13 protein-coding genes are annotated in these 15,348 nt (G+C 59.8%); 6 read left to right on the top strand and 7 right to left on the bottom strand.

All coding sequences use genetic code 11. The annotated features are described in order from the left end of the window. Nucleotides 1-30: 30 nt before the first annotated feature. From KHO07_RS12155 to miaE, 3 genes are all read right to left on the bottom strand, one after another. Entirely contained in the window at nucleotides 31-1,317 is a 1,287-nt protein-coding gene (locus KHO07_RS12155; protein ID WP_212627319.1) for an ATP-binding protein, read from the bottom strand. After that, nucleotides 1,318-2,025, bottom strand: coding sequence for a winged helix-turn-helix domain-containing protein (locus KHO07_RS12150; RefSeq protein ID WP_150734390.1), 708 nt, complete (start codon nucleotides 2,023-2,025; stop codon nucleotides 1,318-1,320). A gap of 212 nt (nucleotides 2,026-2,237) precedes the next feature. Continuing rightward, nucleotides 2,238-2,846, bottom strand: coding sequence for a tRNA isopentenyl-2-thiomethyl-A-37 hydroxylase MiaE (gene miaE / locus KHO07_RS12145; protein WP_150734391.1), 609 nt, complete (start codon nucleotides 2,844-2,846; stop codon nucleotides 2,238-2,240). Between the two features lie 162 nt (nucleotides 2,847-3,008). On the opposite strand from miaE, the gene KHO07_RS12140 reads away from it, so the two are divergent. Continuing rightward, nucleotides 3,009-3,872, top strand: coding sequence for a universal stress protein (locus tag KHO07_RS12140; protein ID WP_150734392.1), 864 nt, complete (start codon nucleotides 3,009-3,011; stop codon nucleotides 3,870-3,872). A gap of 147 nt (nucleotides 3,873-4,019) precedes the next feature. Here the strand turns inward: KHO07_RS12140 and KHO07_RS12135 are convergent, their stop codons facing one another. Further along, complete coding sequence (locus KHO07_RS12135; protein ID WP_212627318.1) at nucleotides 4,020-4,490, bottom strand: DUF1289 domain-containing protein; 471 nt, start codon at nucleotides 4,488-4,490, stop codon at nucleotides 4,020-4,022. Between the two features lie 458 nt (nucleotides 4,491-4,948). On the opposite strand from KHO07_RS12135, the gene acnB reads away from it, so the two are divergent. Then, nucleotides 4,949-7,549, top strand: coding sequence for a bifunctional aconitate hydratase 2/2-methylisocitrate dehydratase (gene acnB, locus KHO07_RS12130; RefSeq protein ID WP_150734568.1), 2,601 nt, complete (start codon nucleotides 4,949-4,951; stop codon nucleotides 7,547-7,549). Between the two features lie 89 nt (nucleotides 7,550-7,638). Here acnB and KHO07_RS12125 read toward each other — a convergent pair whose 3' ends face one another. Beyond that, on the bottom strand, nucleotides 7,639-8,919 hold the full coding sequence (locus KHO07_RS12125; RefSeq protein WP_150734394.1) for a serine/threonine transporter: 1,281 nt from the start codon (nucleotides 8,917-8,919) through the stop codon (nucleotides 7,639-7,641). Between the two features lie 366 nt (nucleotides 8,920-9,285). On the opposite strand from KHO07_RS12125, the gene KHO07_RS12120 reads away from it, so the two are divergent. From KHO07_RS12120 to KHO07_RS12110, 3 genes are all read left to right on the top strand, one after another. Further along, nucleotides 9,286-9,669: a tautomerase family protein gene (locus KHO07_RS12120; protein ID WP_150734395.1), complete on the top strand. Its 384-nt coding sequence runs from the start codon at nucleotides 9,286-9,288 to the stop codon at nucleotides 9,667-9,669. Nucleotides 9,670-9,698: 29 nt separating this feature from the next. Then, the gene (locus KHO07_RS12115; RefSeq protein WP_212627317.1) at nucleotides 9,699-10,307 is read left to right on the top strand and encodes a TetR/AcrR family transcriptional regulator; all 609 of its coding nucleotides are present in this window, start codon (nucleotides 9,699-9,701) and stop codon (nucleotides 10,305-10,307) included. Nucleotides 10,308-10,462: 155 nt separating this feature from the next. Beyond that, entirely contained in the window at nucleotides 10,463-11,431 is a 969-nt protein-coding gene (locus KHO07_RS12110) for a 2-hydroxyacid dehydrogenase (RefSeq protein ID WP_212627316.1), read from the top strand. Between the two features lie 103 nt (nucleotides 11,432-11,534). Here the strand turns inward: KHO07_RS12110 and KHO07_RS12105 are convergent, their stop codons facing one another. Together KHO07_RS12105 and KHO07_RS12100 are read right to left on the bottom strand one after the other, a co-directional pair. After that, entirely contained in the window at nucleotides 11,535-12,503 is a 969-nt protein-coding gene (locus KHO07_RS12105; protein WP_212627315.1) for a Gfo/Idh/MocA family oxidoreductase, read from the bottom strand. 16 nt (nucleotides 12,504-12,519) lie between these two features. Then, complete coding sequence (locus tag KHO07_RS12100; RefSeq protein WP_212627314.1) at nucleotides 12,520-13,407, bottom strand: Dyp-type peroxidase; 888 nt, start codon at nucleotides 13,405-13,407, stop codon at nucleotides 12,520-12,522. Nucleotides 13,408-13,664: 257 nt separating this feature from the next. Between KHO07_RS12100 and KHO07_RS12095 the strand changes: the two genes are divergently transcribed. Beyond that, the gene (locus KHO07_RS12095; protein WP_150734400.1) at nucleotides 13,665-15,290 is read left to right on the top strand and encodes an NADP-dependent glyceraldehyde-3-phosphate dehydrogenase; all 1,626 of its coding nucleotides are present in this window, start codon (nucleotides 13,665-13,667) and stop codon (nucleotides 15,288-15,290) included. Nucleotides 15,291-15,348: the final 58 nt, after the last annotated feature.

Raw genomic sequence — 15,348 nt, 5'->3', positions numbered from 1 at the left:
CTGCTAGCGATGGGCCAGTGAGCGCAGCCGCTAATCCAGATGCGCCCAGGTCATGCGAAACGACGCCCCACCCCAGGGTGAGTCCGCCACTTCCACCTGCCCGCCATGGGACTGCGATACGCGCCTGACCAACGCCAGGCCCAAACCGAAACCTCCTGTGCGCCGGTCGCGGCTGGCATCGAGGCGCGAGAACGGCTCGAAAATTTTCTCGCGCCCCTCAAGCGGCACACCCGGGCCGTCGTCGTTGACCCGCACTTCGTAGTGATCGCCGTTACGCACCAATGACACGTCGACGCGCTCTTCGGCATAGCGAATGGCATTGCGCAGCAGGTTGATCACTGCCCGGGCCATGAAACGCGGCTCGATACGAACCTCATTGACCTGACACTCCACGATCGACAATTGCACCCCGGCCGCTTCCGCCTCCAGGGCGACGCTCCCGACCACACTGTCAAGCCAACTGAGGGCCTGGATGTTTTCCCGGCTGATCACCGTGGCGCCGCGCTCCAGGCTGGCGTAGGTCAGCAATTCGGAAACCATTTCCTCCAGTTCACCGAGGTCGGCGTACATGTCGGCGATCAGTTCGCGACTCTGGCTCGGATCAGACTGCTGCTTGAGCTGGTCCAGTTCGAATGACAGCCGCGCAATGGGCGTGCGCAACTCGTGAGACACCGCGTTGGTCAGCTCCCGCTGATTGGCGATCAGGCCCTCGATGCGCGCCGCCATCAAATTGAAGTGCTCGGCCAGGTCGCGGATGTTCGAGCGTTTTGACAGCTGGATGCGTGCCGACAAGTCGTTGTCGCCGAAACGCTCGGCTGCCAGCCGCAGCTTCTCCAGGTCGCGCCAGTGTGGGCGCACCCAGAAGAACAGGACGATGCCGATCAGCCCGGCCAGCATCAGATACGCGGCAGCAATGTAGAACGTCATCAGGCTGGGTTCGGCCGGTAGCTTGATGCTCAACAATTGCGGGCCGCCATCGATGGAGGTAATGAATTGGGTGTAGTCCTGGCGAATCACCAGCGTGCCTTCGGCCAACTGCTGTTTTTCTCGCTCATTGAGGTCCAGCTCGGTCGCGTCCACCAGGCTCAGGCCGAGCCCGTAATGCGGGCGCAGCTTTTGCAATTGCTGTTCTCGCTGCGCGGCTTCAAATTCGCGCACCTGCTCCACCAGCGACCAGGCCTGGCCGCGCACGGCTTCGCGATTGTAGGCCTGCATCTGCCCATCAAGCAGCGCGTTGAAGGTGTGTTCAACGGCTTGCAAAGCCGCCACCAGCCCCACGGCCATCACCAGGTACAAGCCCAAGAATAACCGCAGCATCTACAGCTCCCACGCGAACGGATTGAACAGGTACCCCTTGCCCCAGACCGTTTTGATGCACGCCGGCTCGCGCGGATTGTCCTTGAGCTTGCCTCGCAGCTTGCTGATGTAAACGTCCACGCTGCGGTTGAGCCCGTCGAAGGCAATCCCGCGCATGCGATTGAGGATGTCGTCGCGGGACAGAATCTTGCCCGCGGCGCTGGCAAGCAGCCACAGCAGCTCGAATTCCATGGTAGTGAGCTCAATGCTGTCGCCCGCCAGTCGCACTTCGCGACAGCTGCGGTCGATGCTCAGCCGGCCAAACTCCAGTGAACTGCACACGCCACTGTCCGGTGCCTGGCGACGTTGCAAGGCGCGCAGGCGGGCCAGCAATACGGGCGGCTTGACCGGTTTGATCACGTAGTCGTCGGCACCGGATTCCAGGCCCAGAATGTGGTCGAGGTCGTCTTCCTTCGCCGTAAGAATGACGATGGGCGTGTCGGACACATTGCGGATTTCGCGGCACACGTGCAGGCCACTTTGTCCGGGCAACATAAGGTCGAGCACGACGATTTTCGGCTTGAATTCGAGAAACGCGGCCAGAGCCAGGTCTCCACGGTGCACTTGCCGCACCTCGAAGCCGTGTTGCGCCAGGAAGTGCGCGATCAGCCCCGAGAGCCTTTCGTCATCTTCCACCAGCAATACTTTGCCAAAACCCAGGTTATCCATAACGCCCGACTGCCAACGCTTGTGTGAAGGGTCGGCATTATGCCGCCAATCACTGTCGGGACAGTGACGGCAGACAGCAAAAACCGGCCATAAAGACCGGTTTTCAGTGATGTTTCATTTTTTTAAGAGTTTTTAACAATCGGGAGTAAAGATCGCCGCCTACTGCTGCTCCAGGGTGAGCGCGAGCGGGCGACGGTGGCGATCTTTTACCGTTATGCGGCTGCCGGCACACCACTATGAAACCGGAACTCCACATCCGCCGACTCGATCAGTTCCTGCTCAGCCGCGCGAACCCTGTCGATCACCTGGGCAATATCCTTGGCGTCCCCATACTGGTAAGCCAGCTTCAGATACCCCTGGAAGTGCCGGGCTTCGCTTTTCAGCAGGCCGAAATAAAACTTCCCCAGTTCCTCGTCCAGGTGCGGCACCAGCGCTTCGAAACGTTCGCAGCTGCGGGCTTCGATGAACGCGCCGACCACCAGCGTATCCACCAGTTTCACCGGCTCGTGACTGCGCACCACTTTGCGCAAGCCCGACGCGTAACGCCCGGCGGACAGCTGGCGCAGTTCGATCTTGCGCCGCTTCATCAAGCGCATGACCTGTTCGTGATGCACCAGTTCTTCACGGGCCAGACGCGACATCATGTTGATTAAATCGACGTGGGAGTGATATTTGGCTATCAGGCTCAGCGCGGTGCTGGCAGCCTTGAATTCGCAATTCTTGTGGTCGATCAGCAAGGTTTCCTGATCGGCCAGCGCGGCCTGGACCCAGCCGTCAGGGGTGCGACAGCCAAGGAACTCGTGAATTTCGGGAAGGATCATGTGGCCCACGGGATAAAAGGTTCAAAACGAAGGGCGCCGATTATACCGGCCTGTCGGCAGACCACCAGCTACCAACCGTTGATATGCATCAAGTCGCCGAATGGCGAGCAACAACTATAGTTGAGCAACGCCATGCTTTTACTTCTTCAGGAGATCCCGATCATGCAAGCCATTCGCAGCATTCTGGTGGTCATCGAGCCCGAACACTCGGAAAGCCTGGCGCTCAAACGAGCCAAGTTGATTGCCGGGGTGACCCAGGCGCATTTGCACCTGCTGGTGTGCGATCCCAAGCACGACCACAGCGGCATGCTGAGCGTGCTCAAGGCTGCGTTGTTGGAGGACGGCTACAGTGTCACCACCGAACAGGCCTGGAATCAGAGCCTCCACGACACCATCATCGACGTGCAGCAGGCGGAAGGTTGTGGCCTGGTGATCAAGCAGCACTTCCCTGACAGCCCGCTTAAAAAGGCGCTGCTCACCCCCGCAGACTGGAAATTGCTGCGCCACTGCCCTACCCCGGTGCTGCTGGTGAAAACCGCCGGCTCGTGGAAAGACAAAGTGGTCCTGGCGGCCATTGACGTCGGCAATATGGAAAGCGAGCACCGCCATTTGCACGCCACCATCATTGATTACGGCTATGACATCGCCAGCCTGGCCAAAGCGCATCTGCACGTAATCAGCGCTCATCCGTCACCCATGCTGTCGGCGGCCGACCCGACGTTGCAGCTCAGCGAAACCATCGAGGCGCGCTATCGCGAACAGTGCAAGGCGTTTCAGGCGGAGTTCGACATCGACAACGAACACCTGCACATCGCCGAGGGCCCGGCGGATGTATTGATTCCGTTCATGGTGCACAAACTGCAGGCGGCCGTGACGGTTATTGGCACCGTGGCGCGTACCGGGTTATCGGGGACATTGATCGGTAATACCGCGGAAGTGGTGCTTGATGCGGTGGAGAGCGATGTGCTGGTGCTAAAGCCTCAGGAGGTCGAGGATCACTTGGAGGAGTTGGCAGTCAAGCATTGAAAAGGAACAGCCATTGTGGCGAGGGAACTTGCTCCCGTTGGGTTGCGGAGCACCCCCTGCGTGCTTTCAGATACACGTTGCCAGCTCTTTTTGCGACGGCGGCGACGCCCGAGCGGGAGCAAGCTCCCTCGCCACGAAAATCGGGGTTTAGCCGCCAAAGACGTCCTTGAGGAACCCCGGCGCAATGTAGCGCTGGTAATGCGCCTCGGAGAGCAGGAAAAACTCGCGGTCGATCGCGTCGCGCAATTCCGGCAGGTTCCACTCGCGGAATTCGGGCAGCAGCACCATCCCGTAGGCTTCCAGGTTGTTGATCACCCGCGCACCGCGTGCGATCAACTGGTAGGCCCAGCAATATTCCGACTGATGGGGCACAAAGCGGATCTTGCGTTGTTCCAGCTGCGTGCGGAGCAGCGCCGGGTCGAAAATCTCCACCTTGGCCGCCATTACTTGGGACAAAAGCTGCTCAAGGCGCAGCCACACCGCGCGCTTTTCTTCCTCGTTGTAACCGTTCCAGTGAATCACTTCATGGTGGAACCGCTTGCAGCCACGGCACACCAGGTCACCGTAAACAGTGGAGCAAAGGCCGACGCACGGCGTCTTGATGGTCTGATTGGGCATAGGTAGGCAAAAACGCGAAAAAGCAAAACAGGCCGGCATGTTAGCCCTTTGTCCGATAATCATCACCCCTCAAAATCAAAGGGTCAGGGTCGATGGACCTCTGCCGGGCGTCACCACCAAAGTCCAATAAACCCCGACTTACCTTTAATTTTTTTTTGCCGTAGAATCAGCCTGCCTTTTTAGGCGCCAATGTCCGTTAGAAGCTGTTTTCAAAGCGTCACGAGCACAGTCGTTCCTTCAGAGCGGTGTTGGCGAGGGGTTTTTCCAGCGGGGAAAAGCCCAACGCCAACCCTCATCAGCTCCCGTTCTGCAGGCGTAAAACTTTGAAAGCAGCTTCTGTAAGGAATTGTCGGTAATTCTGGCTAAGTGGCCCACAACGCCATGCAGCGCATGAGTACGGCAATTTCGGGATGAGCGTCCCGGACACCCATTTGGGACCACTGATGAGGGTAATAACTGTGCTTGAAGCCTACCGCAAACATATCGAAGAGCGTGCAGCACTGGGTATCGTTCCCCAGCCGCTTAACGCCGAACAAACTGCAGGCCTGGTCGAGCTGCTGAAAAATCCCCCGGCTGGCGAAGAAGCATTCCTCGTTGACCTGATCACCAATCGTGTTCCGCCTGGCGTGGACGAAGCAGCCTATGTAAAGGCCGGTTTCCTGTCTGCCATCGCCAAGGGCGAAGCCAAATCCCCACTGATCGACAAGAAGCGCGCTGTTGAACTGCTCGGCACCATGCAGGGCGGCTACAACATCGTGACACTGGTGAACCTGCTGGACGACGCCGAACTGGCTCCAGTAGCAGCCGAAGAACTCAAGCACACCCTGCTGATGTTCGATGCCTTCCACGACGTCGCTGAAAAAGCCAAGAACGGTAACGTTCACGCTCAAGGCGTGCTGCAGTCCTGGGCTGACGGCGAGTGGTTCAAGAACCGCCCTACCCTGGCCGACAAGATCAGCCTGCGCGTGTTCAAGGTCACCGGCGAAACCAACACCGACGACCTGTCCCCTGCGCCTGATGCCTGGTCCCGCCCGGACATCCCGCTGCACGCCCTGGCCATGCTGAAAATGGCTCGCGACGGCATCGTGCCTGACGCACAAGGCGTCACCGGTCCGATGAAGCAGATCGAAGAAATGCGCAACGCCGGCTTCCCTATCGCCTACGTCGGTGACGTGGTCGGTACCGGTTCTTCGCGTAAATCGGCCACCAACTCGGTTCTGTGGTTCTTCGGCGACGACGTTCCCTACGTGCCGAACAAGCGTGCCGGCGGTTTCTGCTTCGGCAGCAAAATCGCTCCGATCTTCTACAACACCATGGAAGATGCCGGCGCACTGCCAATCGAATTCGACGTATCCAACATGCACATGGGCGACGTGATCGACCTGTACCCGCATGCTGGCAAAGTCTGCAAGCACGGCACCGACGAAGTCCTGACCACCTTCGAAATGAAGACACCGGTCCTGTTGGACGAAGTTCGCGCCGGCGGCCGTATTCCGCTGATCATCGGCCGCGGCCTGACCGAGAAGGCTCGCGCCGAACTGGGTCTGCCAGCGTTCGACCTGTTCAAGAAGCCTGAAGCACCCGCCGAAAGCACCAAGGGTTTCACCCTGGCGCAGAAAATGGTCGGCAAGGCTTGCGGCGTGACCGGCGTTCGTCCGGGCACTTACTGCGAACCGAAGATGACCACCGTGGGTTCCCAGGACACCACCGGTCCTATGACCCGTGACGAACTGAAAGACCTGGCGTGCCTGGGCTTCTCGGCTGATCTGGTGATGCAGTCCTTCTGCCATACCGCGGCTTATCCAAAGCCGATCGACGTGACCACCCACCACACCCTGCCTGACTTCATCATGACCCGCGGCGGCGTTTCCCTGCGTCCGGGCGACGGCATCATCCACTCGTGGCTGAACCGCATGCTGCTGCCAGACACCGTCGGTACCGGTGGTGACTCCCACACCCGTTTCCCGATGGGCATCTCGTTCCCGGCCGGTTCCGGTCTGGTAGCGTTCGCCGCTGCCACCGGCGTCATGCCGCTGGACATGCCGGAATCGATCCTGGTGCGCTTCAAAGGCAAGATGCAACCGGGCGTTACCCTGCGTGACCTGGTTCACGCCATTCCTTACTTCGCTATCCAGAAAGGTCTGTTGACCGTCGAGAAGAAAGGCAAGAAAAACGCCTTCTCCGGCCGCATCCTGGAAATCGAAGGCCTGGACAACCTGAGCATCGAGCAGGCTTTCGAACTGTCCGACGCCTCGGCCGAACGTTCGGCTGCCGGTTGCACCATCAAGCTGTCGAAAGACTCGATCACCGAGTACCTGCAGTCCAACATCACCCTGCTGCGCTGGATGATCGGCGAAGGCTACGGTGACGTGCGCACCCTGGAACGTCGCGCTCAAGCGATGGAAGCCTGGATCGCCAACCCTGAGCTGATGGAAGCCGATGCTGACGCCGAATACGCCGAAGTCATCGAAATCGATCTGGCCGACATCAAGGAGCCTGTGCTCTGCGCGCCGAACGACCCGGACGATGCCCGTCTGCTCTCCAGCGTTGCTGGCGAGAAGATCGACGAAGTGTTCATCGGTTCGTGCATGACCAACATCGGTCACTTCCGCGCTGCCGGCAAGCTGCTGGATCAGGTCAAGGGTCAGCTGCCAACTCGTCTGTGGCTGTCGCCACCGACCAAGATGGACGCTCACCAGTTGACCGAAGAAGGCTACTACGGCATCTACGGCAAGGCTGGCGCGCGCATGGAAATGCCAGGCTGCTCGCTGTGCATGGGTAACCAGGCGCGTGTAGAGCCGAACTCGACTGTTGTGTCGACTTCGACCCGTAACTTCCCGAACCGTCTGGGTGACGGCGCGAACGTCTACCTGGCTTCGGCCGAGCTGGCGTCGGTTGCTTCCATCCTGGGTCGCCTGCCGACCGTCGAGGAGTACATGGAATACGCTGGCAAGATCGACAGCATGGCGGCTGATGTTTACCGCTACCTGTCCTTCGACCAGATCGCCGAGTTCCGTGAAGCTGCAGCGAACGCCAACATCCCGGTCGTTCAAGCCTAACGTTACAACGCAATAAAAAACGCCGCCCATCGTGAGATGAGCGGCGTTTTTTTATGCCGTGAGTTTTAGCACTGAAAGCTTATTGTGGATCATGCACTCAGCGAATAGATCAACGCCGTAATCGCCACCAGGCCCACCGCCGTCACGAAGACGTTGGAAGCCTGACCACGATAACGTGCCATGGCCGGTACCTTGCGGATCGCGTACATCGGCATCAGGAACAGGATCGCCGCGATCACCGGGCCACCCAGGGTTTCGATCATGCCGAGGATGCTCGGGTTGAGCGTGGCTACGATCCAGCACACCACCAGCATGAACGCTGCAGTCATGCGGTCCAGGCTCTTGGCGGACGGACGCTTGCCGCTCTTGACGATCAGGCCCTTGAGACCTTCGCTGGCACCGATGTAGTGGCCCAGGAACGACTTGGAAATGGCCACGAAAGCAATCAACGGCGCCGCGAAGGCGATGGTCGGGTTGCTGAAGTGGTTGGCCAGGTAAGACAGGATCGACAGGTTCTGCGCCTTGGCTTCAGCCAGTTGCGCTGGCGACAGGGTCAGCACGCAACTGAAGACGAAGAACAGCACCATCACCACCATCAACAGATGGGCGCGGGACAGGATCTGCGAGCTGCGTTCTTCGGCGTGTTCCCCATAACGACGCTTCTGGTCGACCGCAAACGCCGAGATGATCGGCGAATGGTTGAACGAGAACACCATCACCGGAATGGCCAGCCACAAGGTGTGCAGCAACGCCGACGGCGCAGGCACCTGGCTTGCGGTGGCGAGAATGCCGCCGTTCCAGTGCGGAATCAGGTACACCGCGAGAAACAGCAGCGCGACGATGAACGGGTAAACCATCAGGCTCATGGCCTTGACGATCATTTGTTCGCCGCAACGCACAACGGCCAGCAGGCCGAGGATCAGCACCAGCGACAACACGGCGCGCGGTGGCGGCGTGATGTGCAATTGATGCTCAAGGAAACTGCCCACGGTGTTGGTCAGTGCCACGCTGTAGATCAGCAGAATCGGGAAGATCGCAAAGAAGTACAACAGGGTGATCAGCGCGCCGGCCTTGATGCCGAAATGCTCTTCCACCACGTCGGTGATGTCGGCGCCTTCGCGACCGGACAGCACGAACCGGGTCAGGCCGCGGTGTGCGTAGAACGTCATCGGGAACGCCAGCAGCGCCAGGATCAGCAACGGCCAGAAGCCGCCCAGACCTGCGTTGATCGGCAAAAACAGGGTTCCTGCACCAATCGCCGTGCCAAACAGGCCCAGCATCCAGGTGGTGTCTTGGCGATTCCAGCTGGAAAGCGTCGCTGGTGTCGCTTCTACATAGCGCTTGTTGACGCTATTGGCCTGATCATTCATCCGGTGGGATCTCCACATTCCGGTCACTTGCCACCCGGCCAAAACGCGTCGGAATACCCGACAGGCAGCGCTCTGGCCGAAACAGGGGCGCGATTGTCCGGGATTAGTGAACAGAAGCAAAGACTTAGGTGAGGAACGGTGGTGCCAACTCGAGTTTATGAGGCACTGATGTCCCTGCGTATGGAGCTTGCTCGCGATGACTGCGGCCTATCCAACCCTTGATAACCTGACACACCGCTATCGCGAGCAATCTCGCGCCTACAGGGTTACGTGCAATGCCTGTGGTCGCCTTTAATCAGTTATCCCTTGTTAAAGGTTTGCCGTCATGTATTTTGAATGCACCTCTATCCCTTCTGGAGTCTGCCCATGCCACTGGTTCGCGTCGACATCAAAAAACAGCAGGATCCCACTTACGCCAAACGCATCGGGCAGTTGATCTATGCCGCGCTACGCAGCGCCATCGACGTGCCGGAAAACGATAACTTCCAGATCCTCAACGAACATGATGAGCAGCACTTCATTTTTGACCCGCAGTACCTGGGCATCCAGCGCACCGATAACCTGGTGATTATTCAGATCACGCTGAGTGAAGGCCGAACGCTGGAGAAGAAGAAACTGCTCTACAAAACCATCGTCGATGGCCTTAATGCGCAACTGGCCGTGCGTGCGGAAGATGTTTTCATTAATCTGGTGGAAGTGAAGAAAGAGAACTGGTCGTTCGGCAATGGCATTGCCCAATACGCCCTCTGACATTCAAACCTGATAACTGTGAGTGCCTGATGCCCCGAGTTTCCCGCAAGCAAGCCGACCTCAACCGCGAAATCATCGTCGAGGCCGCCACGCGGCTGTTCCGCGAGCGCGGCCTGCATGGCATCAGCGTGGTCGATGTGATGGCCGCGGCCGGCCTGACCCATGGCGGGTTCTATGGCCACTTCGAATCCAAGGAAGCGTTGGCCAGGGAGGCCAGCGAGCGGGCATTCAATCAGGTGGGAACACGCTGGCGGGAACGCGCCGCCTCGGGCGAGGACAAAGCCTCGTCACGTCGCGCCTTGATTGAACCGTACCTGTCCGCCCACAGCCGGGATAACCCGGGGGATAGCTGCCCGGTGGTGGCCTTCGCCGGAGACATGTGCCATGAAAGTGCGGAAAGCGGCTTGCGCGAGCCGTTCCTGGACGGCCTGAACAAACTGCTCGACTCCTTCAGCCAACTGATGGAGTCGAGTGATCCCGACGAAAATCGCCAGCAGGCACTGGTGCAGTATTCGATGATGGTCGGCGCCCTGACACTCGCCCGCGCCACCCGTGGCGAAGCCCTTTCCGATGAAATCCTCGAAACGGTGTGCCGTTATCTGACCGCTGCAAAACCCGACGCCCCTTCTCCCGTCTGAATTGCCAAGAGAAAACCCTCGCAGGCCTCGCCAGCTCCTACACTCAGGAGCGCGGTTGCGAGGACGTGCAGCATTGGCCATTGCCAAAAAGCCCCGCAGCCAGCAATCTCAAGTGACGTTCGAGCCCGATATTGCGATGCACACAGGAGCCAAGCATGCCCGCAACCGTTCTGGTACTGGTGGAAACCATTAATGATTACCTGCCCATCCTCGAACACCAGGGGTTTCACCTGATCCTGGCCCCGACCCCGGCCGAACGCGCTGCCGCGATTGCCCGACACGGTGGCCAGATCGACGCGGTACTGACCCGCGGCCCACTGGGGCTTTATGCCGACGAAATTGCCGCCCTGCCCGCCCTCAAGATCATTTGCGTGATTGGTGCCGGTTATGAACACGTCGACCTGCACGCCGCGGCCGACCGTCACATCACCGTGACCAACGGTGCCGGCGTCAACGCCTCTTCGGTGGCTGACCACGCCATGGCGCTGCTGTTGTCGCTGGCGCGCGATATTCCTCGCTGCGATGCGGCCGTACGCCGGGGTGAATGGCCAAAAATCATGCGCCCGTCCCTGGCCGGCAAACGCCTGGGCATTCTCGGCCTTGGTGCGGTCGGCATGGCCATTGCCAAACGCGCCAATGCCGGTTTTGACATGAGCGTGTGCTATCACAATCGCCAGCATCGCAGCGACTTGCCTTACACCTTCTGCTCGACGCCCACCGAACTGGCACGCGCTTCGGACTTTCTGATCGTCGCCACGCCGGGCGGGATCGGCACCAAACACCTGGTCAACCGACAAGTGCTCGATGCCCTTGGGCCTAACGGCTTCATCGTCAACATCGCCCGGGCCAGCGTGATCGTCACGGCTGACCTGGTGACGGCACTGGAGCAGCGACGGATCGCCGGCGCGGCACTGGATGTCTTCGATCACGAACCTCAGGTGCCGGATGCGCTGAAATGCCTGAACAACGTGATCCTCACGCCCCACGTTGCCGGGCTTTCGCCGGAAGCGACCCAAGGTACGGTCGAACTGGTGGGCAAAAACCTGGTGGCGTTTTTCTCTGGGCAACCGGTGCTGACACCCATCGAGTTACCCCTGCCGCCCGTCATCCAGCAGGTTCACTGAAGAACTCGCAGGCGCACTCAAATCCCCCCGCTGCGTGAGGGGGGAGTTGTGCCAGGTAAGGCCATGAGCAAGCTCGCACAGGGAGATTGTGTGATCTGAAGAGTCAGTGCCGCTTGAGAACCTGATCCATCACCCAATCGGTTTTCAGCGCCTCTCCGGCCACCGCCGGATGCTGCGCTTCACCGCGGATATGCGCATTCATACCCAGCACGTGATGCCATTGAATATGTGCGTGATGCTCGATGTTCAAACTGAGTTGTTCGTCTGCCTGCAACTCAACCGGATGCTCATCGAACACTGAAAAACTGATCCGGCCCTTGCTGCCAATCACCTCGACACGGTCTTCGCGGCGGTCGGCGACAAAGTTCCAGCACCCCATGCCCATCGCGCCCGAAGCGAATCGCCAACTGGCGCTGACGGCGTCTTCGGCGGCATACAAACCGGCCTGCCGCCCGGTAAACCCGGCGACTTCAACGATGTCGCCCAGCAGGTACTGGAACAGATCGAAACCATGGCTGGCCAGGTCGGCGAAGTAACCACCACCGGCAATCGCAGGGTCGGTTCGCCAATTGCCAACGCCCTGCAGATCCGTCGTCGAGGGCGTCTTCGTCAGTGTCCAGGTCAGGTGCCGGACCTCGCCGATTCGGCCCTGCTCCAGCCACTGCCGCACTTGCTGAAAGCGCGGCAGCGAACGTCGATAGTAAGAAACGAACAGATGCAGCCCGACATCGGCAAAGGCCTGGTGCATCTCGCGGCTTTGCCCGGCGCTCAGCGACATCGGCTTTTCGACGCAGCAATGCTTGCCGGCAGCCGCCACTTTCAGCGCATAGGCGTGGTGACTGTCGGGCGGCGTGGCGATGTACACCGCGTCCACTTCCGGATCGTTGATCAGGGCATCGACATCGGTGTAGACCCGCTCGATCCCGTGGCGCGCCGCATAATCGCTGACCGCCTCCAGCCGCCGCCCCATCACTGCCACCAGCGCCGAGCCAGGTGCCTTGTAGAAGGCTGGCCCGCTCTTGCGCTCGGCGACGCTGCCGCAACCGATCATGCCCCAACGCACCACGTTCATAATCACTCCCTGAGGGTTAGCCGATGTTCAGTGCACGCAAGTCCAGACGACCGTCTTGCAATGGCGGGCACCAGTAGTAGCCGCCGGTGATCGGGCGGCTGATGCGATAGAGACCGTCAGTGATGCCGTCCTCCAGACCGCTCATGCGGCGCAACTGGACTTCGAAGGCATCGAGGGAAAAGCCGAAGGCAAGGAACATCAGGCCGGCGCGTTCGTCTTCGATCCATGGCATCGAACGACGGACCACGAACGCCTCGGGCGCAAAGCTTTCCTGGGCAGTGCGTTTGACGTGGGCGGAGATCGGCGCGTCATCGATTTCTTCGTTGTCGCTCAGACGGCGACCCATGATGTCGTCCGTTTCATGGGACGGCATGGCGTGAAAACGCTTGAGGTCATGCTGCCATTGCTGGATCGCGGCGAAACTGCCGCCCACCGTACCGTCAGCGCCGTCGCTGACCAACGCGGCAGCCACAGCGGCTTCGTCGTGAGGGTTTTCGGTGCCGTCTTCATAGCCGGTCAGGTCGTGGCCGTCGCGGTGACGGAAGCCTTCAGTCACCTGCACCAGGCGCAGGGCCGGTGCCAGCGCGGCTTCAAAGGCTTTGCTGCGATTGAGCAATTCGCCACGATCCGTACCGTGCAACCAGCACCACAGCGCGTGTTGGGTCGACGGGTTGTCGACGCCCACGCCGGTCAACGCCGGGAACACGCGCAAGCCTTTGATGTTGCCATCCAGCGCCTTGACCAGAGACTCACCGAAACCGACCACCGCCGATTTGCCGTCTACGAGTTGCAGCAGTTTATCCAGCGCCGCCGGTAGTTCAGCGGCGGATTCCAGGGCGAAGAACATATGACGGGCGTGAGGCGGAACTGGGGTGGCGAGAATGCCCGGCTGGTAATGACTCATATGAACTCCTTGATAAAGAGCGCGAAGTTTAACCGCAGCACCGGCCGTTGTGTGCTCCGAGGTCAAAAGTCGTATTTCAAGATCCGGGCAAAGCGGTCTACGCTTGAGGCACAAGATCCAGATCCCCAGCCCCTCTATTCTGCCCGTCGCCACTCGATTGACTTAAAAAACCGGGTCATTAGGGCGTATAACCTTTGAAGCGATTTCCGAACGGCAAGCCATCAGCGTACGGCTGACATCTCACACGGGGTAGCGACATGAGCACAGCAGATCTCCTTGGCAACCTGTTTCCCGAGGCCGGCAACATCCCGGAAAAATACCGTCTCGACGGTCCGACCGAGCAGCGCGAATACCTGGTCGATGGCGTCCTCAAAACCTGGCCAGGCCCCCTCGCCCAGGTCCGCAGCCCGGTGTACCTGAGCGGTGCCAATGGCGACGAACAAGTGATCCTCGGCAGCACGCCACTGCTTGATGCCGAAACCGCTCTGACCGCCCTCGACGCCGCCGTCCGCGCCTATGATCGCGGCCAGGGCTTGTGGCCGACGATGCGCGTGGCCGAACGTATCCAGCACGTCGAAAGCTTTCTCGCGCGTATGCGGGAGCAACGCGACGCCGTGGTCAAATTGCTGATGTGGGAAATCGGCAAGAACCTCAAGGATTCGGAAAAAGAGTTCGACCGCACCTGCGATTACATCGTCGACACCGTCAACGCACTCAAGGAACTCGACCGCCGCTCCAGCCGTTTCGAGCTGGAGCAAGACACCCTCGGCCAGATCCGCCGCGTCCCGCTCGGTGTGGCGTTGTGCATGGGGCCTTACAACTATCCGTTGAATGAAACCTTCACCACGCTGATCCCGGCGCTGATCATGGGCAACACCGTGGTGTTCAAACCGGCGAAGCTCGGTGTGCTGCTGATTCGGCCATTGCTCGAAGCCTTCCGCGACAGCTTCCCGGCCGGGGTGATCAACGTGATCTACGGCAGCGGCCGGGAAACCGTCAGTGCGCTGATGGCCAGCGGCAAGATAGACATCTTCGCCTTCATCGGTACCAACAAAGCCGCCAGCGACCTGAAAAAACTCCATCCCAAACCCCATCGCTTGCGTGCCGCATTGGGGCTGGATGCAAAGAACCCCGGCATCGTCCTGCCAGAGGTGGACCTGGACAACGCGGTCAACGAAGCAGTCACCGGGTCGCTGTCATTCAACGGCCAGCGCTGCACTGCGCTGAAAATCCTGTTTGTCCACGAGGATGTGGTCGACTCATTCATCGAGAAATTCAACGCCAAACTCGCCACCCTCAAACCCGGCATGCCGTGGGAAAGCGGCGTAGCCCTGACGCCGTTACCGGAGTCGAGCAAGGTCGACTACCTGCACTCACTGGTTGCCGATGCCGTCAGCAAAGGTGCCAAAGTGGTCAACCCCAATGGCGGCAAGTCCCGGGCGTCGTTCTTCTACCCCGCCGTGCTGTACCCGGTGACTCCGCAGATGCGCGTTTACCAGGAAGAACAGTTCGGCCCGGTGGTGCCCATCGTGCCGTACCGTCATCTGGATACGGTGATCGATTACGTCCTGGAATCGGACTTCGGCCAGCAATTGAGCATCTTCGGCACCAACCCGGTGGCCGTGGGCCGCTTGGTCGACACCTTCGCCAATCAGGTCGGGCGCATCAACCTCAACGCCCAGTGCCAACGCGGCCCGGACACCTACCCGTTCAACGGACGCAAGAACTCCGCCGAAGGCACCTTGTCAGTCCACGATGCGTTGCGGGTGTTTTCGATCCGCACGCTGGTGGCGACCAAATTCCAGGAGACCAACAAAGACCTGATCAGCGAGATTATCAGTGGGCGCAGTTCGAGCTTTTTGACCACTGACTACATTTTTTGAATGTGACGGGAGCTTGTCGAAGCTCCCTCACCTTACTCCGTAACTTTCAGACTCGACT

Origin of the sequence: Pseudomonas sp. PP3, from assembly GCF_905336995.1 — a bacterium.
In the GTDB taxonomy this organism is placed as follows: domain Bacteria; phylum Pseudomonadota; class Gammaproteobacteria; order Pseudomonadales; family Pseudomonadaceae; genus Aquipseudomonas; species Aquipseudomonas reinekei.
Note: the sequence above shows the minus strand (reverse complement) of the source record. Positions and strands in the feature narration are given on the sequence as shown.

Bases quoted from the DNA above. Each gene is read 5' to 3' on its own strand.
- KHO07_RS12155 (WP_212627319.1), bottom strand. From the start codon at position 1,317: ATGCTGCGGTTATTCTTGGGCTTGTACCTGGTGATGGCCGTGGGGCTG.
- KHO07_RS12150 (WP_150734390.1), bottom strand. From the start codon at position 2,025: ATGGATAACCTGGGTTTTGGCAAAGTATTGCTGGTGGAAGATGACGAA.
- miaE (WP_150734391.1), bottom strand. From the start codon at position 2,846: ATGATCCTTCCCGAAATTCACGAGTTCCTTGGCTGTCGCACCCCTGAC.
- KHO07_RS12140 (WP_150734392.1), top strand. From the start codon at position 3,009: ATGCAAGCCATTCGCAGCATTCTGGTGGTCATCGAGCCCGAACACTCG.
- KHO07_RS12135 (WP_212627318.1), bottom strand. From the start codon at position 4,490: ATGCCCAATCAGACCATCAAGACGCCGTGCGTCGGCCTTTGCTCCACT.
- KHO07_RS12125 (WP_150734394.1), bottom strand. From the start codon at position 8,919: ATGAATGATCAGGCCAATAGCGTCAACAAGCGCTATGTAGAAGCGACA.
- KHO07_RS12120 (WP_150734395.1), top strand. From the start codon at position 9,286: ATGCCACTGGTTCGCGTCGACATCAAAAAACAGCAGGATCCCACTTAC.
- KHO07_RS12115 (WP_212627317.1), top strand. From the start codon at position 9,699: ATGCCCCGAGTTTCCCGCAAGCAAGCCGACCTCAACCGCGAAATCATC.
- KHO07_RS12110 (WP_212627316.1), top strand. From the start codon at position 10,463: ATGCCCGCAACCGTTCTGGTACTGGTGGAAACCATTAATGATTACCTG.
- KHO07_RS12105 (WP_212627315.1), bottom strand. From the start codon at position 12,503: ATGAACGTGGTGCGTTGGGGCATGATCGGTTGCGGCAGCGTCGCCGAG.
- KHO07_RS12100 (WP_212627314.1), bottom strand. From the start codon at position 13,407: ATGAGTCATTACCAGCCGGGCATTCTCGCCACCCCAGTTCCGCCTCAC.
- KHO07_RS12095 (WP_150734400.1), top strand. From the start codon at position 13,665: ATGAGCACAGCAGATCTCCTTGGCAACCTGTTTCCCGAGGCCGGCAAC.